The sequence below is a fragment of the Azospirillum sp. A26 genome, from assembly GCF_042604635.1.
Taxonomy (GTDB): domain Bacteria; phylum Pseudomonadota; class Alphaproteobacteria; order Azospirillales; family Azospirillaceae; genus Azospirillum; species Azospirillum palustre.
The window spans coordinates 1708937-1725354 of record NZ_CP170472.1 but is presented as its reverse complement, the minus strand read 5'-3'; the positions used below and the strand labels follow the sequence as shown (position 1 = coordinate 1725354).

Genomic DNA, 16418 nt, shown 5'->3' with positions numbered 1-16418 from the left:
TCCTCCTAGCGTGCCCGGCCGGCGATTGCCGCCAGCGCGATCACCGCCGCCCAGATGCCGAACACCCAGCCATAGAGTGCCGGCACCCCCAGGATCGTTCCCTTCACCCCGAACAGGCCGAGCAGCGGCGGGTTGAACAGGGCGGCCGCCAGCAGGAACAGGCCGATCATCCGGTCGCGATACCGGCCGGAACCCGGCTCATGGCCCGGTGTCGGGTCTGGCGTGCTCAAAAGGCGCGCTCCCGCGCGGCCAGTTCGACCAGGATGTTGGCGCCGCGGATGGCGTCGTCCAGCGTCCGCACATCCTGCGCACGCAGCATCTCGATCATCCGCAGGAACACCGCGGCGGTGACCAGACTGTCGCCCAGCGCGGTGTGGCGGTCCACCACCTCGATGCCCAGCCGTTCGGCGATGCCGTCCAGCGTGTGGTCGCCGTCGTTGCCCAGCAGCATGCGCGACAGCAGCATGGTGTCGAGAACCGGACAGTCGAAGGCCACCCCCGCCGCCCTTTCCTTCATCTTCAGGAATTTCAGGTCGAAGGCGGCATTGTGCGCCACCAGCACCGCGCCGGAAACGAAGCTGCGGAACTGTGGCAGCACAGCGTCGATGGTCGGCTTGCCCACCACCATCCCGTCGGTGATGCCGTGGAAGGGCACCGATTCCGGCGGGATCGGCCGCTTCGGATCGACCAGCGTGTTGAAAGTCTCGCCGGTCAGGATGCGCCCGCCGACGACGCGGACCGCGGCGATCTGGATGATCTCGTCGCCGGTGCTGGGCGACAGCCCGGTGGTCTCGGTATCGAACACCACGTAATGCAGCCGGTCCAGCGGCGTGCGGCCAAGCTCGCTGGTCGCCAGCGGCTGGTGCAGCAGCCCGAAATCGAAGAATTCCGGCCGGGCGCCGGCCTTCGGCCGCGGCTGGGCGGTGCGCGGCGACTGAGCCGGCGGCAACGGCACGCGCAACCGGGCGCGGGCGCTATCGGTGGCGCCGTCGGTGGGCAGCGGCTCGCTCCAGGCGGTGCTGCGGTGGTGTTGCAGGACGTCGCCGGCGCTGAGGCCGCCCAGCCCGTCGGGCAAGGTCTGGTCCAGCCAGCCGTCCAGCGTGGCGCTGGACACCGCTGGCCCCTGCCAGACGAGGTCGAGATAGACCCAGCGGTCGCCGTCCTGCGGGCCGGCCGCCTCCAGATCGAAGGCGGTGGCGCCGGTCAGCGCCTGCACCCGTCCGATCAGATAGGCGAACAGCAGGACAAGGCTGTGGCTGTCGCCATGCACCCATTGCGGCAGGCCGGTCAGCGTCACCGTGGTGGCTGACTCGGCCCCCACCCGGTGAGCGACGAGGGTGATCAGGTTGTTGGAGTGGATGTCGCTCATCGGCCAACTGCCGGTGACGACACTGCGGTAGGCGTTGGTCACCCGCTCCAGCCTTTGCGACAGGCTTGAGCAGGAGTCCAGCATCGCGCTTTCGAAGGCGGCGCGGTCGCCGGGGCCGAGGTCGGGCGCGTCGTACAGCGTCTCCACCGCCGCCCGCAGGTTGGCGATGGGCGCGCGGAACCCTTCCGTCGCTTCGCGCAGCAGGGAATCGCGCTGGCCCAGCGCCGCCAGTTCGCTGGTGGCGTCGGACAGGGTCAGGACGTAGCCGGTGATGGCCGGTGGTTCGTCCGACGCCGGGTCGGGGTCCTGCAGGATGGCGCTCATCCGCCCTTCCAGCAGGATGCGGCCGTCGGTGGTGGCGCCGACGAACTGGGCGGTGGTGCCATGCTCGTGATTGACATGCCGCCCTTCGCGCACCCGCAGGGTCAGCCGTTCCAGCGTGTGGGTCACCGGCTCCGCCACCACGAAATGCAGCAGCGAGCGGCCCAGCCCAAGCTCTCCGGTCAGGTGCAGGATGTCGAGGGCGGTCTGGTTGTAGAGCAGGATCTGGTGCCGGGTGTTGCAGACCAGAACGCCTTCGTGCAGGTCGCGCAGCACGGCGGCGAGCTGCGTCTTCTGCTCTTCCGCCTTGGCGGTGGAGTCGGCGACGGTGCGGGCGATGTCACGGCGGACCTGGGCCAGCTTGTCCGACAGATCGTTCACGGCGCGGGCGATGGGCAGCAGGTCGCCATAGCGGGCCAGCGGCACCCGGCCGCCGACCGCCCCCTCGGCATTGCCGTGGGCGATCAGCCCGGCCTCGCGGCTTAGGGTCTCCGCGGCGCGCAGCAGATAGCGGTCGACCGCCAGCCACAGCCCCCACACCGCGGCGGCGCAGGCCGCCGTCATCACCACGGCATAGGTCAGCAACGGGTCCGACGCGTCCGACCCACGCACCGCCGCCGCCAGCCCGACCGCCAGCGCCACCAGCGTAATGCCGGCGGTGCGGAAGGCCAGCGGGATCATGCGGCGTGGTAGGCGCGCGGGCGGAGGAACGTCGCCGCTCTTCCGGTCCGGCCGCGGCCCGTCGAGCGCCGGGGCGGTCATGGCGCCGGCTCCACGCTGCCGGTCGCGGTCAGGCCCAGATGGCGGCGGACGGTGGTCAGCAGGTCGCGGGTGGAGAAGGGTTTGGTGATGTAGTCGGTGGCGCCCAGCGCCAGCCCCTTCTGCCGTTCGACGTCGCGGCTGCGCGCCGTCAGCATGATGATCGGCAGGGTCTTCCACGCCGGGTTGGTCCGGAGGGTCTGGCAGACGTCGAAGCCGTCGCGCTTCGGCATCATCGCGTCGAGCAGGATCAGGTCGGGGGTGAAGGTCTCCACCGAGCGCAGCGCTTCGTCCCCGTCGCGGGCGATGCGCACGTCGAATCCGGCGCGCTGCATGAGAACCTGGAGCGACAGGACGATGCTGGGCTCGTCGTCGACAACCAGGATGGTCGGCTTCATGGCTGGGCGTCCTCCGGTGCGCCGGTCTTGTGCCGGCTTCCCAATTTGCGGCCAGGGCAATGCATTCGTGCCCTGGAATGTCCATGGTACGAGCAAAGAGAAGCGGGGATCAAGCGGCACTCCCGGCTCCCCCGACCAAAGAACGGGGGTGAAGTCCGAAAGAAAAAGCCCGGCCGCGACCAAATGTCGCCGTCGGGCTTTCGTTGGGATGACACGGTGTCGCAGGGGCAAGGACCGGCCGGCGTTCGTCGCCGGTCCGGCCGGGGGTCAGCGCGTCGTCACGACGACGGGGTTGAGCCCCATCTTCGATTTCAACTGCTCGGCTTCCCGCTTGGCGGCGGCCGGATCGGGGTAGCCGCCGACACGCACCGCGCGCCAGGACCGGTTCGAACTGTCGGTCCAATCCACCGTGTAGGCCTGGAACCCGTTGCCCTGAAGCCGCTGGACCAGCGAATCGGCGTTCCCCGTCACCGAGAAGCTGCCGACCTGCACGGTGTAGCGCCCGGCTGGCGCCTGTGCGGCAGGGGTGGGCGGAGCGGCGGCCTTGGCGGCCTGCTTGGGCTCACCGTTGCCGGAGGATGCGGCGGGCGGGGTGGCGGGGGCCGCCGGCGTCGCGGCGGGCGGACGCTTTGCCGCCTCCTTGGGCGGCGCCAGCATCGCCTGCAACGACCCGGTGTCCGCCGGGGCCTCCTGTTTGGGCGCTTCCGGCTTTGCTGATTCGGGCTTCGGCGACTCCGGCTTCTGGACTGCGGGGGTACTGTCCGCCGGGGCCGCAGCGCGCGGCTTCGGGGCCGCGGCGGGGGCGGTGGCCGGGACGGACGGCGGTTCCGGCACTTTCAGGACCGGCGGCGGGCTGGCGGGCAAAGCGGCGACCGGCGGCGGCGGGGCGGACTGCACCGGAGGAGCCTGCGTCGCGGTGGCCGGCGGCGTGGTTGCCGGTGTCGGCAGGCTTCCGGTCGCGGGCGCCGTGGCGCCGGGGGCCTGATTGGCGGGCGTCTGGTTGGCAGGGGCGCGGGTGATGGCGGGGGCAGGCACCATCGGCGCCCCGCTGTTGGCGGCCGTCGTCACCGGCGCCGGATCGCCCGAGCCGACATACACAACGCCGACGGCAATGCCGCCGGCAGCGACCAGGGCCAGCGCGATCTTGCCGAGCGGCAGGCGGCTGCGGGCTGCCGGCTCCTCTTCCTCATACTCCACGTCGTCGTCCTGCGGGTCGGCCCGCAGATCTTCGTTCAAGGCGCGAAGCAGCTTGGCGATGTCCTCGTTCTCCGGCGGCGGAGTGTCGGAAGGTTTGCCGTTGGCCTTCATCTCGTCCTTGGAAGTCGGTGTCGTCAGGGTGGGAGCCTGCCGGTACGGTGGCTTGAGCGTCACGGTCGACCTGCGCTTGCCCGTCATGGCGGGCCGGCTGAAAGCAGAAAAAGGGGCCTTCCGCGTGCCGGGGCCGCGGAACACGGACCGGCTGCGGAAAGCCCCTTCTCTTTATCGTATTTTGCCGCCCCTTCAAACCGCCATGCGGTCGCGCCCGGCAGTCGGGCGGCACAAAAGAAGGGACCTCAGCCCTGGTGCGGCCGGGTCGGGTCGACCGGTTGGGCGGTGGTCGTCGTGGTGGCGGTCGGCGCCGGCTGGGGCGCAGCCGGCTGTGCGGGAGCCGGGTTGATCGCGGCCGGAGGAGCCTGGACCGGCGTCTGGGCGGTGGTGGTCGCGGCGGGCGGCTGGGCCTCGTCCTCGTCCTTCAATCCGGCCTTGAAGGCCTTCACGCCCTTGGCGATGTCGCCCATCACGTTGGGCAGCTTGCCGGCGCCGAACAGGAGAAGCACGATGACCAGAACGATCAACCAGTGCCAGATGCTGAAACTGCCCATCGATCAATACCTCTGAAAAACGGTCGGAACGGATGTCGTCGCGGTCGCCACCAATGTGAGTGCCCCTTCCGCGCCGCACAAGAGGGGGCAAGGCCGGGAACCGTGACAAAGGCGGTGCCGTCAGGCTGCCGGGCCGCTTTCCGCCGGCTCCTCCGGCAGCTGGTGGCGCATGATCAGCGGTGCCTGGAAGGCGCTGAACAGCAGGGTCAGCGGCATGATGCCGAACACCTTGAAGTTGACCCACATGTCGGTGGCGAAGTTCCGCCACACCACCTCGTTCAGCACGGCCAGCAGCAGGAAGAACCACGCCCAGCGGATGCCCAGCGTGCGCCACCCGTCGTCCGACAGGCTCAGAACCGTGCCCAGCAGACGCTTCATCACGTTGCGCCGCGTCATGTGGGCGATGAACAGGACGATGGCGAACAGCAGGTTGACCAGGGTCGGCTTGATCTTGATGAACAGGTCGTCCTGAAGCCACAGCGTCAGGCCGCCGAACAGCAGCACGAACCCGGCGCCGACCACCGGCATGATCGGGATGCGCCGTTCCAGCCGCCAGGACACCGCGAGCGCGATGGTGATGGCGACCATGAAGACCGCGGTGCCGGTCATGATGCCGGCCTGTGAGTTGGCAACGAAGAAGGCGGCGAGCGGGCCGGCCTCGATCGCCAAGCGTGCGAACTGGTTCATGGTCCCTGACATAGCCCGAACCGGTCGCCCATGAAAGGGGCGAATGTCGACGTGCGAGACATTCGGGAGCACAGCCCCGTCCATGAAATGGAAAATGTGGCGGTGACATTACCCGGCCCCCGTCGACGGAACGCGAGCGGGGCTTTCCTCGCGTCGAGTGTTTCGCTAACTCTTTCGTTATCCGCCGAACGGCGGGGGACCGGACGAAGGGCAGGGGACCATGGAAGCCGCCGAGGTGAAGGACCTGATCGACGAAGCCCACGAGCGGGAACGGGCCAAGCACCGCCCCGCCGCACATCATCATGCCGAAGAGAATGACGAGGGCGGGCATGGGGTGAAGATGTCCACCGCCATCTACATCTCCGTCCTGGCGGCGGTGCTGGCCATCGTCAGCGTCGCCGGTTCGAATGCCGGCAAGGAGCTGATGGCCAGCGCCATCGAGGCGTCGGACAGCTTCGCCTATTACCAGTCCAAGACCCAGCGCCAGATCAGCCTGCGTCTTGCCGCCGACGAGCTGGAACTGCTGTCTGCCGGCATGCCGGCGGAGGCCCAGGCCAAGGCCTTGCAGCGCTCCACCGAATACCGCCAATCGGCCGACCGGATGGAGGCCGACGATGGGAAGAACAGCCGCAAGGATCTGCTGAACAAGGCCAAGGCGGCGGAGGTCCGGCGCGACCATGCCGCGGCTCAGGACCCCTATTTCGACTTCGCCGAGGGCATGCTGCAGTTGGCCATCGTGCTGGCGTCGGTCTTCGCCATCACCAACCGCGGCTTCATCCTGTGGGCCAGCCGCGCACTGGCGGTGGCCGGCGTGCTGATGGCGGTGGACGGCTTCACGCTGATCCTGCCGCTGCCCTTCCTCTGATGGGTCAGAACTGGGCCGACAGGCGCAGGGAACCGTAATTGGTCAGCGATTTCTGGCCTTGGAACTCCGGCGTCTGAAGGGTCTGGGCATAGGTCAGGCCATAGCGGCCATAGCGCAGAGTCAGACCGGCCTGCATGCTGCCGACCAGCGGATGCTTGGCGACCGACCGGCTTTCGCGGAAGCTGTTGCCGTCCAGGAAGATGTTGCGCGCCACCGCCCGGCCCTCGGCGCTGGCATAGACGTACCAGGAAAAGCGCCCCGGCCGCTCCGAATAGGGATTGTCCTGGTAGGGGATGCTGGAGGTCGGGCGCGTCACCAACGCACCGACCGGCGGCGGCATATTGCCACCGAGCCGGACGGTGGCTCCCGCCGCGGCGAAGGTCAGCACATTGCCGACGCTGCCAGCGACATGCGGACTGAAATCCCATTCCAGCGGGCCGAAGCTGTTGGGCTTCTCGTCGCGCCAGACATGCTCGTAGCTCAGCACGACACCCGGCTCGTCGTGCAGCTGGTAGTTCCAGCCCTCCGGATAGGTGGCACCGTCGACGATCTTGTGGACCGTCTTCTGCGTCTGTTCCGCCAGCGACGCCGGGCCGACCATGCCGAGGTCGAGGTCGATACGGTCCACCGCCCGCGGCGCCTCGTTCAGCACCGACACGCGGCCATAGAGCCAACCGGCATAGGGCCGGTCCTTGGGGTTCGGGTTGCGGGCGGTCAGGTCGCTCGGCGTGTAGATGTTCTGGCCGAAGGCGAAGCCGTAGCGCCGCACCCCGCCCGGTTCGATCCAGGGCACGACATTGGCCAGCCAGTCGATGTTGCCGTAGGTCGGCCGTGCCCCGGAGAAATAATAGAACTGGAACCCGTTCGTGTAGTAGCGGTCGGTCCCGCCGCCGAACAGGTCGTTGTCGATCCAGAAGCCGATGGCCGGGCCGGAGGTCGCGGGTTCATCGCCGGGGGGAGGCGTGGTCTCCTGCGCATTCGCCGCCGAAATGGCTGCCGTCGCGGTCAGCAGCAGGGTCGCAAATGCTGCGGCCAAAGCGGGGCCGCTCTTCGTCACCATTCCGGCACGCTCCATCCGTTTCGCGAGATAACGGATGGAGGCGATGTGTGTTGCGATGCGGTGCGGCCTCTTTGGGGGTAGGGGGCCGGTGTCTCGGTCGAGGATGCCCCCGCATGCTCACATGCGCGTCTGCAATCCTTCCACCGCTTCCTCCAGAGTCATGTCGATGCGCGTGATCCCGTGCAGCGCCAGGAAACGCGCCTCGTTCTTCGACAGCTCGCCGGGAATGACCGCCCAGTGGCTGTCGGAGGAGCGCTTGGCGATCTGGCGGGCGAAGGTGCGCTGGATCTCCTGGTCGAAGCGGCAGCCCAGATACAGGAAATGACGGCCGGCGCGGCGGTCCTGGATAATGGCGGGGATCGGGGTCTGGATGTCGATCTCCGTCAGAATCTCGACATAGTCGCTGTCCGAGATCAGGTAATTGCCGGCCGGGGTCACCGCCCCCGACGGCTTGTAGAGCACGGTGTCCCAGCCAACCGCTGCCTCCGCGGAGGCTTCGGCGCCGTTGGGGGCGTAGTAGCGCACCCATTCGCCGGTCGATTGCGGGTGCGACACCCCCTGGATCTGGCCCCAGCGGCGGTCGGTGGTGGCGCTCAGCAGGTTGTCCAGCACATTGTCGTACCAGACATCGACCAGCAGCGGCGGGGCCGGGATCGCCGCCAGCAGGGCATGCACCGGGGTGGCCGGCACCGTCTGCCGGAAGATGTCGTTGAGGATGGTCTCCAGCGTCTTGCGGTGCTTGCGCGTCTCGATGAACTGCGCGACCGCGGTCAGGCTGGCGCGGATACGACCGGGAGCGGCGACCTTGGCGTTCAGGCGCTGCACCAGCTCCGCCGAATTGCGCGGGATCGGGCACTGATCGGGCGGCAGCAGGTCGAAGGCGCCGGGGCCGAGATAGGGCACCACCTGCCGTGCCGACAACGCCGCGGCGATGTCGGCCAGCGCCGCGGCGGCGTCCGGAACCGTGACGGAGTCGGAATCGGTTGCAAGCGTGCTGACGGTCATGGATGCCTCTTCCCTTGGGGGCTTCACAGATAGATCGCGGCGCCGGCGCCGGTGTTGACGCTCGCGTCCTTCAGCGTTTCCACGATGAAGGCGACCTGATCGCGGGTGATCTTGCGGTGCAGCGGCAGGGCCAGCACGCGGTCGGCCGTCTTGGTGCAGACCGGGCAGGCCCCGCGCCCGGCCCGCTGTTCGCCCAGGGCCTCGCCCAGCGCTTCGATGTAATATTGCTGGGTGTGCAGCGGCTGGCCGTAGTCGCTGGCGTCGATGTCCTGGGTGTCCAGATCCTCGATGATCGACCGGCGGCCCGACGCGCTGAAGCGGGTGCCGAGATGGACGCAATAGACCATCGGGTTGACCACCTCGGCCCCCGGCCCGCGATAGGGCGGCTTGATTCCCTCGAAGCTCGCCATCGCCGCGTCGTAATAGGCGATCACCAGATTGCGGCGGGTCAGGATCTCCGGCAGGCGTTTCAACTGCACCAGGGCGAGCGCGGCGTTCAGGTCGCTCATCCCCGCCTGCCAGGGCAGGGTGCGGGTGATCACCACGGTGTTGCGGTGCTCCGTCTCGCGCCGGCGCATGTAGCGCAGGCGGTGGGCGAGGTCGCGGTCGTCGGTGACGATCATGCCGCCCTCGCCGGCCAGCAGGATGCCGGGTTCGGAGAAGTCGAAGACCGCGGCGTCGCCGAAGGTGCCGACCATCTGCCCCTTGTAGGTCGAGCCGATGGCCTCGGTCGAATCCTCCAGCAGGATCAGGCCCTTGGCATCGGCAAGCGCCCGCAGCTCGTCCCAATGGGCGGGGTGGCCGTTGGCGTTGGCGGCCAGGATCGCCTTCGTTTTCGGCGTGACCAGCGCCGCCGCCTTTTCCGGGTTGATGGTGTGCTGCCAGTAATCGATGTCGACCAGCACCGGCATGGCGCCGGACAGCGCCACCGCGTGCTGGACCTGATGCCAGCCGAACGGGCTGCACAGCACCTCGTCCCCCTCGCCGATGCCAGTGCCCTTCAGCATCAGCAGCGTGGCCATGGTGCCGCTGGACACCGCCACCGCATGGTCGCGGCCGACATAGGCGGCGAAGGCGTCCTCGAAGGCCCGCACCATCCGCCCGTCGCTCAAGGCCCCGGAGGACAGCAGGCGGCCGAGCATCTCGATTTCGGCACCGGAAATGTCCGGATCGGTCAGCGGGATATAATCGTCCAGCCCGTCATCGTCGGAGGCTGCGGGGTCCCATGCTGCGGCGGCTTCGCTCATTCACTCGTCCTCGTCCCGTTGGGCGATCACGACGCCGGTGGCAAGCTCCGGCTTGTCGGTGATGAGCCAGCAGTGGTTGTTGCCGTCCACCAGATGCAGGTCGAAGCCCGCCTCTTCCCGGAAGGGATCCTCCGCCATCACCGCGGCCATGGCGCCGGTGACGGTCTTCAGGTCCGGGTTGGCCTCGCGCACGCTGCGGACCACGGCGTCGAGCGTGCCGCCCCCGGCGAACAGCCGGCTGGCCAGGGTGGCGATGCTGTCGATGCGCTCGGGAGACAGGGCCATGGGCGTCACTCCGTTCCGCGTTTTTTGGCTTCCACGGTGATCGGCAGGCGGGTTTCCGCCGGCATCTCCGGCAGATCGAGCGTCCAGCCGTTGGCGACCTTGACCCAGCCGCCCCACAGGCCCGGCTTCTCCATCTCGACGATGGGTTCCTCCAGGTCCTTCTTGGCGACGTAGATCGTGTACTGCTCGGACGCCTTGCGGATCATCACCTTCATCGCCGACACTCCATCCTGTTGTTTTCGTTATGTTTTCTAAGCTACGATCAGCTGGGCATGCAGGGCCGGCAGTTCCGACAGGACGGCGTCCACCTCCGCCGCGGTGGTGTAGCGGCTCAGCGAGAAGCGCAGGCTGGCGGCGGCCTCGGCGCCGTTCAATCCCATCGCGGTCAGCACATGGCTCGGCTCGTTGCCGCCGGACGAGCAGGCCGCCCCCATCGACACGGCGATGCCGGCGCGGTCGAGCCGCATCAGCAGTTCTTCGGCGTCCACCGGATGGCCGCGCCCGTCGGCGAAGCGGATGTTGCTGGTGTTGGGCAGTCGGGCGGCACCGGCGCCGTTCACCGCCGCGCCGGGCCAGCGGGCGAGGATGCCCTGTTCCAGCCGGTCGCGCAGAAAGGCGGTCAGGTCGGCCTCGTCCAGCCAAAGCGAGGCCAGCGAGGCGGCAGCGCCGAAGCCGACGATGCCCGGCACATTCTCCGTCCCGCCGCGACGGCGGCGCTCCTGATGGCCGTGGATCAGCGCGTGGAAGGGCGCGCCCTTGCGGACATAGAGCGTGCCGACGCCCTTCGGCCCGTGCATCTTGTGGGCGGACAGGGTGAGGTAGTCGGCGATGCCGCAATCGACCGGCACCCGGCCCGCCGCCTGCACCGCGTCGCTGTGGAACAGGGCGCCATGGGCGTGGGCGATGGCGGAGGCCCCTTCGACCGGCATCAGGACGCCGGTCTCGTTGTTGGCCCACATCATGGAAACCAGCGCCGTCGCCTCCGTCACCACGGCGGCGAGATCGACCAGCGAGGGCAGGCCGTCACGGTTCACCGGCAGGATGGTGACGCGCCAGCCGTGCTGCCGCAGGTCGTCGAACAGGGCCAGCGTCGCCGGATGCTCCACCGCGGTGGTGACGATGTGGTCGCGGCGGTGGTCGGTCTCCTCGATCACGCGCAGCGCCCCCAGGATGGCGGCGTGGGTCGCCTCGGTGGCGCTGCCGGTCATCACCAGATCGGCGGGCTTGGCGCCGATCAGGGATGCGACCTGCGCCTTGGCCTCGCTGACCGCGCGGCGGGCGGCCATGCCGGCGGAGTGCGGGCTGGACGGGTTGGCGAACTCGCCGAACAGGTGCGGCAGCATCGCCTCGCGTACCTCCGCAGCCAGGGCGGTGGTGGCGTTGTTGTCGAGGTAGATCGTCATCGCATCACCCCCATCACATGACACCCCATCACATCACACCGGGCACGCCGCGCCGCGATCCGTCGGCCGGGACGATCTCCTCCTCCAGGCAACCGACGACGGTGCCGCCGGGGAACTCCACCAGATAGACCGGCAGGCTGCCTTCCTCGGTGCGGCCGACGCGGACAATGGTGCCGGGGGTGCCCCTGGGTGCCAGCAGCGCGCCGTCCGGCACCTGTGGGTGGCTGCCGTCGTTGAACAGATCCTCCTGCACCGTGACCCGCAGGCCCCAGTCGTACAGCGGTTCGCGCGGCGGGATGAAACCGGGCTTGGCGGCGACTTCGACGTCGGACATCGCGAGGCTCCTTAATCGGTGGGGACCAACTGGTTTGGCCTGGGGCTTCCGGACTCGGTTCACTGGGGGTCGTTGCAATGGGCGTCGATCACCTGGAGCTCGCGCGCACGCATGCCGACGACGACCTGTTTCTCAAAGAAATCAACGGCATAGATGTAGTACATCTGCAGATAGGTCCCGATGGAGATGACGTAGCCGACATCGCCCTCACGGATCAGGAAATCGCCGACCGGCCGGCCGGGATATGTCCCGTCGTTGCGCACGTCGCGCAGGGCCTTGACCTTGAACCCCTGCTCCAGCACCGGCGGGCCGACCAGCTCGTTGGCATCCTCGGCACTGCGGGCGCGCTCGCGGCGGTACGGGGCGGCTGCTTCGGTGTCGGTCATGGCGTGGGTGCTCCGTCCGTTGAGGGGCCGCTAGAGGGGCGGGAGGTCGTTGGCGATTGTGAGCCCGGCGGCGAGACCGGCGGCGCGCTGACGGGCGATGGCCCGCACCTCCTCCTCCGGGTCGTCGAGCAGGGGGTCGAGCTGTCTGGCATCGATCCGCCCGGCGACGGCGAGGCGGACCATCCAGTCGGCATCCTGCAGCAGCACGTGCAGCTTCGACGCCGGCAGCCGCTGCGCCACCACCAGCCGCACCCGCGGGCTGTCGTCCCAGGCGAGGCTGGGCAGCCAGTCCATGGCAAGGCGGCGGGCAACCTCCACCCGCACCTCCGGGTCCTCGTCATGCATCATCGCCGGCAGCATGCCGTCCGGGATCCGCCGCACCACCCGCAGCCGGACCGAACAGTCGGGGTCGCGCATCAGCGGGGCGAGGTCGGCGTCCTCCAACCGGGTGGCGACGGCGATCCGCACCTCGCGGTCGGGATCGTCGCGCAGCTTCAGCAGCAGCCGGCGCGGCAGCCGGCGGGCCAGGACGGAGCGCACCGTTTCGTCCGGATCGCCCATCAGCCGGGGAAGCTGGAAGATCGGGGCGAAGCGCGCGGCATTCGCCCGGACCTCGAAATAGGGATGGTCGAGATGGCCGGCCGACAGGTCCGGGTTCCATTCGAAGAAGCGCTGGATGCGCTTGGCGTAGCGGTCCTCGACGCAGGTCTTCATTGGCAGGCAATGACCGGACAGCTTGCCGCCGGAGGGCAGGACAGTGGTTTCCGGATCGAGCCGGCGGTCGCGGTGGGCGCAGACGGTGCAGTCGATCGGTTCGCCGCGCCAGTCCAGGGCTTCGAGGATGTCGTCGCTCATGCGCCGGCCTCTTCAAGCTCGTCCTCATGCTCGCGGCGGTCGGCGACGGCGATCAGTCGGCCAGCGCCGAACCGGTCGTCGGGGTCGAGGTCGCGGACCTTGGTCAGCGCCTGCCGCCCGGCGTCGAGTTGGCCGGTGCGCAGCAGCAGGTAGCCGATGGCGATCAGGGCGAACAGGAACAGGCGGGGCGCCGGTTCTAGCCCGCGGAAATCGGCGGTGGCCGGTGTGATGCTACGCCAGTCCGTATGGTTGACGCCGAGTGCCGCCATCGCATGGCCGAGCATGCGCTCGCCATAGACCAGCGCCTGATCGAGGTTGGCCTTGTAGAAGTGGAACTTGTAATGGCCGAGGTCGACGAGGCGATGACCGGGGGCGATCTCCGCCGCGTGGGCGAGATGGGCGAGCGCCGCCCCGCTGTCGGCATAGCTGGCGGCGGCCAGATGCAGGCAGCGTTCCGCCTCGGGCGGAAGGTCCCCGCCGTAATAGCGGCGGGCGAGCCAGTCCTCATCCACCTCGTCCAGCATGGCGCGGTGCTCCTGGGGGTTCCCCCTCTCCCCCAAGGGAGAGGGGACTTCACATCACGCCGGGACGCAGCAGTCGGCCGGGCAGACGGCGGCGCATTGCGGGCTGTCGAACTGCCCCTGGCATTCGGTGCATTTGGCCGGATCGATGACGTAGGTGCCTTTCTTGAGGCTGATGGCGATGTTCGGGCACTCGGCCTCGCAGGCGCCGCAGACGGTGCATTCGGCGGACTTGATCTTGTAGGCCATGGCTCTCTCCTTGGGTGATGGGATGGCTGTGGAAGGGGGAAGGGGGTCAGGCGCGGCGCGCGGTCAGCGCCCCGGTGCGGATCACCGCATCCTGGCCGGCGCGGGACTGGACGACGCCCTGGCCGAGCCGCTCGGCGTAGTCCTTGAAGTAGGCCAGCGCCGATTCCTCGATGTAGTCGAAGGCGAAGCGGTCGACCGGCTCGATCCCGGCATCGGCCAGCGACTTGGACGGGCAGCCGCCGATCTTGGCGACGAACACCGCGGTGCAGTCGTTGATGGCGGCCAGCACGCCGTCCAGCGTGTCGACGTCGCCGGAGCCGCCTTCGCAATACTGGTCGACGCGGCGGTGGCCGACGAACTTGGCACCGGCGGGGCTGACCTCGTAGATCTGGAATTCCTTGGCGTGGCCGAAATGCTCGTTGATGCGCTCGCCGCCCTTGGTGGCGACGGCGATCAGGATCGGATCGGCCGTGGTGCCGACGCTGTCGCGTACATCGGCCTGTGCCGCGGCCTTCGAGGCGTGGCGGCCGGCCCGCTCGGATTCGACATGCTCGCGGTAGGTGCGACGGGCCTCGTCGTCATAGTCGACGAAGCCCATCGCCTCGATCTTGTCGGCGGTGAATTCCTCGCCGCGGTCCTCGCCCAGCAGGCCGACGGCGTCGGCGCGGCACTGGCGGCAGTGGCGCATCAGCTTGGCCCCGCCCTCGCAGGCGTCCTGCACCACCTTCAGCTCCTGCGCGGTGGGGCCGCGCTGGCCGTTCAGGCCGAACCAGGTGCCGTGGGCGGGGTCGGAGATCAGCGGCATGATGTTGTGCAGGAAGGCGCCGCGGCTCTTCACCGCCTTGTTCACCTCCAGCAGATGCTCGTCGTTGACCCCGGGGATCATGACCGAGTTCACCTTCACCAGGATGCCGCGCGAGGTCAGCATCTCCAGCCCAAGCATCTGCTGCTCGTGCAGGATCTTGGCGGCGTCCAGTCCGGTCCAGCGCTTGTGCTTGTAGAAGATCCACGGGTAGATCTGCGCGCCGACCTCCGGATCGACCATGTTGATGGTGATGGTCACGTGGTCGATGTTGTATTGCGCGATGGTGTCCACATGGTCCGGCAGGGCCAGACCGTTGGTGGACAGGCACAGCTTCAGGTCCGGCGCCTTCTTCTGCAGCATCTCGAAGGTGGCGAAGGTGTTCTTGCCGGCGGCCGCCAGACTGTCACCGGGACCGGCGATGCCGATCACCGACAGCTGCGGGATTTCCTGGGCGACGGCGAGGATCTTCTTGAGCGCCTGATCGGGGGTCAGCTTTTCGGAGACCACGCCCGGCCGGCTCTCGTTCGAGCAATCGTATTTTCGGTTGCAGTAGTTGCACTGGATGTTGCAGGCCGGGGCGACCGCGACATGCATGCGGGCGAAATAGTGATGCGCCTCTTCCGAATAGCAGGGATGGTTCTTCACCTTTTCCCACACTGCCGGGTCCATGTCGGCCGGACCATCGGAAGAACCGCAGGACGACGACGAACAGCCGGACGCCGCCTCGGGTGCTGCCGGCATCACGGCTGGCGGGGCCAGTTCCCCCAGCCCGAAGATGCTGTCGAGCGAAACCACGTTGCTCATCATCCACTCCTTCCCTGCCGTGCCGGACGACACCGTTGGACGGAAGAATGAAAAGCAAGTTCGGGGCCAAAAGAAGAAACGAAGGAATTACAAAGGCTTGACCGGATTTGTCGGGGGTGCGGACGCTGTCGTCATTGCGACAATGGCGGGGCGGGCGGAGGGCTTTGTCGGGGTGCCGACAAACCGGTCAGGCCAGTTCGGCGCGGAAGGCGACGACATGGTCCTGCCCTTCGTCGCGCGCCTCCGCTCCGAAGCCGATCAGGCCGCTGCCGACCAGCTTGGTCGCGTCGCGGCGCAGCACCAGCGGCGGCGACCCGCCGCTGCGGATGAAGGTACCGTTGGTGGAATGATCGGTCAGCAGGAAGCTGTCGCGGGTGAAGTCGACCACCGCATGCTGGCGCGAGGTTTGGCGCGAGGCGATGCGCAGGCCGCTGCTGTCCTCCCGCCCGATGGTGACGCGGGGCAGGGCCTGGCTCAGCGTGATGTCCTGCCCGCGATAGGCGAGGTGCAGCGTCACCATTCTGCGGCCGACCTCCGACACCAGCGAGAAGCCGAGCGTGGTGCTGTCGATGGCGTCCTCGGCATCGTCGCCGGTGCGGATTTGGTGGACGGGGATCGGGGTGGTCTTGCCCTTCATCGCGACGTTGCTCAGCGGCTTGGTCCGGCCGCGCAGGTCGGGGGATAAGCCCTCCACCAGAGCCCGGGTCGCCAGGATCTCGCCCGGCCGGGCGATCTGTTGCACCCGTGCCGCGACGTTGCAGGCGTCGCCATAGAGGTCGCCGACCCCTTCGATCACCGAACCGAAATGGATGCCGATGCGCAGCCGCAGCCCGTACTGCTCCTCGATGCCGATCATTGCGCAGGCGGTGCGGGCGCTGTCGTCGCGGAGCGTGAAGGCGGCGAGCAGACCGTCGCCGAGGCTCTTGATGACGCCGCCGCGATTCTCATCCACCAATCGGCGCAGATGGGCCAGCACCCGCTGCGTCAGCGCCGCCGCGTTGACGTTGCCGACGCGCTCGTACAGCATCGTGCTGTCGGCGATGTCGACGAACAGCAGGGCGAGGGGCTTCTCAAGCGAAGGCAAGACGGAAATCCGTTCGACCGGGGTGCATGCCATCGAATCGAAGGCCCGGCAGGGTAACACGAAACCGCAGGGTGCGCGACGGGGGTGGCCGGCGGAAGATGTCCGGTTCCCCGGCTTCC

The 16418-nt window shown here is 68.5% G+C and carries 20 protein-coding genes; 1 reads left to right on the top strand and 19 read right to left on the bottom strand.

Features of this window, described 5'->3' with window-relative positions:
• Window positions 1-5 precede the first annotated feature (5 nt).
• The 6 genes from ABNQ39_RS08795 to ABNQ39_RS08770 all read right to left on the bottom strand — a co-directional run bounded on the left by ABNQ39_RS08795 (window position 6) and on the right by ABNQ39_RS08770 (window position 5396).
• Window positions 6-230, bottom strand: a complete 225-nt coding sequence (locus ABNQ39_RS08795) for a hypothetical protein (RefSeq protein WP_376956918.1) — start codon at window positions 228-230, stop codon at window positions 6-8.
• The gene (locus ABNQ39_RS08790; protein ID WP_376956916.1) at window positions 227-2452 is read right to left on the bottom strand and encodes a 3'-5' exonuclease; all 2226 of its coding nucleotides are present in this window, start codon (window positions 2450-2452) and stop codon (window positions 227-229) included. Before ABNQ39_RS08790 ends, ABNQ39_RS08795 begins: the two co-directional genes overlap by 4 nt.
• The gene (locus ABNQ39_RS08785; RefSeq protein WP_098739272.1) at window positions 2449-2847 is read right to left on the bottom strand and encodes a response regulator transcription factor; all 399 of its coding nucleotides are present in this window, start codon (window positions 2845-2847) and stop codon (window positions 2449-2451) included. The genes ABNQ39_RS08790 and ABNQ39_RS08785 overlap by 4 nt, the downstream gene beginning before the upstream one ends.
• Window positions 2848-3114: 267 nt before the next feature.
• Window positions 3115-4218: an SPOR domain-containing protein gene (locus ABNQ39_RS08780; protein ID WP_376956914.1), complete on the bottom strand. Its 1104-nt coding sequence runs from the start codon at window positions 4216-4218 to the stop codon at window positions 3115-3117.
• Between the two features lie 182 nt (window positions 4219-4400).
• Complete coding sequence (locus tag ABNQ39_RS08775; RefSeq protein ID WP_376956912.1) at window positions 4401-4709, bottom strand: twin-arginine translocase TatA/TatE family subunit; 309 nt, start codon at window positions 4707-4709, stop codon at window positions 4401-4403.
• A 120-nt stretch (window positions 4710-4829) separates the two neighbouring features.
• Complete coding sequence (locus ABNQ39_RS08770) at window positions 4830-5396, bottom strand: septation protein A (protein ID WP_376956910.1); 567 nt, start codon at window positions 5394-5396, stop codon at window positions 4830-4832.
• A 220-nt stretch (window positions 5397-5616) separates the two neighbouring features.
• Between ABNQ39_RS08770 and ABNQ39_RS08765 the strand changes: the two genes are divergently transcribed.
• Entirely contained in the window at window positions 5617-6261 is a 645-nt protein-coding gene (locus ABNQ39_RS08765) for a DUF4337 domain-containing protein (RefSeq protein WP_376956908.1), read from the top strand.
• 4 nt (window positions 6262-6265) lie between these two features.
• On the opposite strand, the gene ABNQ39_RS08760 is transcribed toward ABNQ39_RS08765, so the two are convergent.
• The 13 genes from ABNQ39_RS08760 to ABNQ39_RS08700 form a co-directional block, all read right to left on the bottom strand.
• Window positions 6266-7321, bottom strand: a complete 1056-nt coding sequence (locus ABNQ39_RS08760; RefSeq protein WP_376956906.1) for a lipid A deacylase LpxR family protein — start codon at window positions 7319-7321, stop codon at window positions 6266-6268.
• Between the two features lie 117 nt (window positions 7322-7438).
• Window positions 7439-8326 carry an SIR2 family protein gene (locus ABNQ39_RS08755; protein WP_376956904.1) on the bottom strand — a complete coding sequence of 296 codons (888 nt, stop codon included), beginning with the start codon at window positions 8324-8326 and terminating at the stop codon, window positions 7439-7441.
• 23 nt (window positions 8327-8349) lie between these two features.
• A complete protein-coding gene (locus ABNQ39_RS08750; protein WP_376956902.1) occupies window positions 8350-9573 on the bottom strand; it encodes a DegT/DnrJ/EryC1/StrS family aminotransferase in 1224 nt (407 codons plus the stop codon).
• Complete coding sequence (locus tag ABNQ39_RS08745; RefSeq protein ID WP_376956900.1) at window positions 9574-9858, bottom strand: hypothetical protein; 285 nt, start codon at window positions 9856-9858, stop codon at window positions 9574-9576. It abuts the gene before it with no gap.
• A gap of 5 nt (window positions 9859-9863) precedes the next feature.
• Window positions 9864-10073 carry a putative nitrogen fixation protein NifT gene (gene nifT, locus ABNQ39_RS08740; protein ID WP_098739281.1) on the bottom strand — a complete coding sequence of 70 codons (210 nt, stop codon included), beginning with the start codon at window positions 10071-10073 and terminating at the stop codon, window positions 9864-9866.
• 36 nt (window positions 10074-10109) lie between these two features.
• Window positions 10110-11261, bottom strand: a complete 1152-nt coding sequence (locus ABNQ39_RS08735; RefSeq protein ID WP_376956897.1) for a cysteine desulfurase family protein — start codon at window positions 11259-11261, stop codon at window positions 10110-10112.
• A gap of 28 nt (window positions 11262-11289) precedes the next feature.
• Window positions 11290-11595, bottom strand: coding sequence for a nitrogen fixation protein NifZ (locus ABNQ39_RS08730; RefSeq protein ID WP_376956895.1), 306 nt, complete (start codon window positions 11593-11595; stop codon window positions 11290-11292).
• A 59-nt stretch (window positions 11596-11654) separates the two neighbouring features.
• Window positions 11655-11981 (bottom strand): nitrogen fixation protein NifZ, encoded by a 327-nt coding sequence (locus ABNQ39_RS08725; protein ID WP_098739284.1) that lies wholly within the window; start codon window positions 11979-11981, stop codon window positions 11655-11657.
• 30 nt (window positions 11982-12011) lie between these two features.
• Complete coding sequence (locus ABNQ39_RS08720) at window positions 12012-12836, bottom strand: 4Fe4S-binding leucine-rich repeat protein (RefSeq protein WP_376956892.1); 825 nt, start codon at window positions 12834-12836, stop codon at window positions 12012-12014.
• Window positions 12833-13360: a hypothetical protein gene (locus ABNQ39_RS08715; RefSeq protein ID WP_376956890.1), complete on the bottom strand. Its 528-nt coding sequence runs from the start codon at window positions 13358-13360 to the stop codon at window positions 12833-12835. The genes ABNQ39_RS08720 and ABNQ39_RS08715 overlap by 4 nt, the downstream gene beginning before the upstream one ends.
• 54 nt (window positions 13361-13414) lie before the next feature.
• Window positions 13415-13606, bottom strand: a complete 192-nt coding sequence (locus ABNQ39_RS08710) for a 4Fe-4S dicluster domain-containing protein (protein WP_014248512.1) — start codon at window positions 13604-13606, stop codon at window positions 13415-13417.
• A gap of 46 nt (window positions 13607-13652) precedes the next feature.
• Window positions 13653-15218, bottom strand: coding sequence for a nitrogenase cofactor biosynthesis protein NifB (gene nifB, locus ABNQ39_RS08705; protein ID WP_428846392.1), 1566 nt, complete (start codon window positions 15216-15218; stop codon window positions 13653-13655).
• Window positions 15219-15402: 184 nt separating this feature from the next.
• Window positions 15403-16299 (bottom strand): adenylate/guanylate cyclase domain-containing protein, encoded by an 897-nt coding sequence (locus ABNQ39_RS08700; RefSeq protein WP_376956887.1) that lies wholly within the window; start codon window positions 16297-16299, stop codon window positions 15403-15405.
• Window positions 16300-16418 lie beyond the last annotated feature (119 nt).

Excerpts from the sequence above, each read along its gene's own strand:
- ABNQ39_RS08790 (WP_376956916.1), bottom strand. The coding sequence starts at position 2,452 with ATGACCGCCCCGGCGCTCGACGGGCCGCGGCCGGACCGGAAGAGCGGC.
- ABNQ39_RS08785 (WP_098739272.1), bottom strand. The coding sequence starts at position 2,847 with ATGAAGCCGACCATCCTGGTTGTCGACGACGAGCCCAGCATCGTCCTG.
- ABNQ39_RS08775 (WP_376956912.1), bottom strand. The coding sequence starts at position 4,709 with ATGGGCAGTTTCAGCATCTGGCACTGGTTGATCGTTCTGGTCATCGTG.
- ABNQ39_RS08770 (WP_376956910.1), bottom strand. The coding sequence starts at position 5,396 with ATGAACCAGTTCGCACGCTTGGCGATCGAGGCCGGCCCGCTCGCCGCC.
- ABNQ39_RS08765 (WP_376956908.1), top strand. The coding sequence starts at position 5,617 with ATGGAAGCCGCCGAGGTGAAGGACCTGATCGACGAAGCCCACGAGCGG.
- ABNQ39_RS08760 (WP_376956906.1), bottom strand. The coding sequence starts at position 7,321 with ATGGTGACGAAGAGCGGCCCCGCTTTGGCCGCAGCATTTGCGACCCTG.
- ABNQ39_RS08755 (WP_376956904.1), bottom strand. The coding sequence starts at position 8,326 with ATGACCGTCAGCACGCTTGCAACCGATTCCGACTCCGTCACGGTTCCG.
- ABNQ39_RS08750 (WP_376956902.1), bottom strand. The coding sequence starts at position 9,573 with ATGAGCGAAGCCGCCGCAGCATGGGACCCCGCAGCCTCCGACGATGAC.
- ABNQ39_RS08745 (WP_376956900.1), bottom strand. The coding sequence starts at position 9,858 with ATGGCCCTGTCTCCCGAGCGCATCGACAGCATCGCCACCCTGGCCAGC.
- nifT (WP_098739281.1), bottom strand. The coding sequence starts at position 10,073 with ATGAAGGTGATGATCCGCAAGGCGTCCGAGCAGTACACGATCTACGTC.
- ABNQ39_RS08735 (WP_376956897.1), bottom strand. The coding sequence starts at position 11,261 with ATGACGATCTACCTCGACAACAACGCCACCACCGCCCTGGCTGCGGAG.
- ABNQ39_RS08730 (WP_376956895.1), bottom strand. The coding sequence starts at position 11,595 with ATGTCCGACGTCGAAGTCGCCGCCAAGCCCGGTTTCATCCCGCCGCGC.
- ABNQ39_RS08725 (WP_098739284.1), bottom strand. The coding sequence starts at position 11,981 with ATGACCGACACCGAAGCAGCCGCCCCGTACCGCCGCGAGCGCGCCCGC.
- ABNQ39_RS08720 (WP_376956892.1), bottom strand. The coding sequence starts at position 12,836 with ATGAGCGACGACATCCTCGAAGCCCTGGACTGGCGCGGCGAACCGATC.
- ABNQ39_RS08715 (WP_376956890.1), bottom strand. The coding sequence starts at position 13,360 with ATGCTGGACGAGGTGGATGAGGACTGGCTCGCCCGCCGCTATTACGGC.
- ABNQ39_RS08710 (WP_014248512.1), bottom strand. The coding sequence starts at position 13,606 with ATGGCCTACAAGATCAAGTCCGCCGAATGCACCGTCTGCGGCGCCTGC.
- nifB (WP_428846392.1), bottom strand. The coding sequence starts at position 15,218 with ATGATGAGCAACGTGGTTTCGCTCGACAGCATCTTCGGGCTGGGGGAA.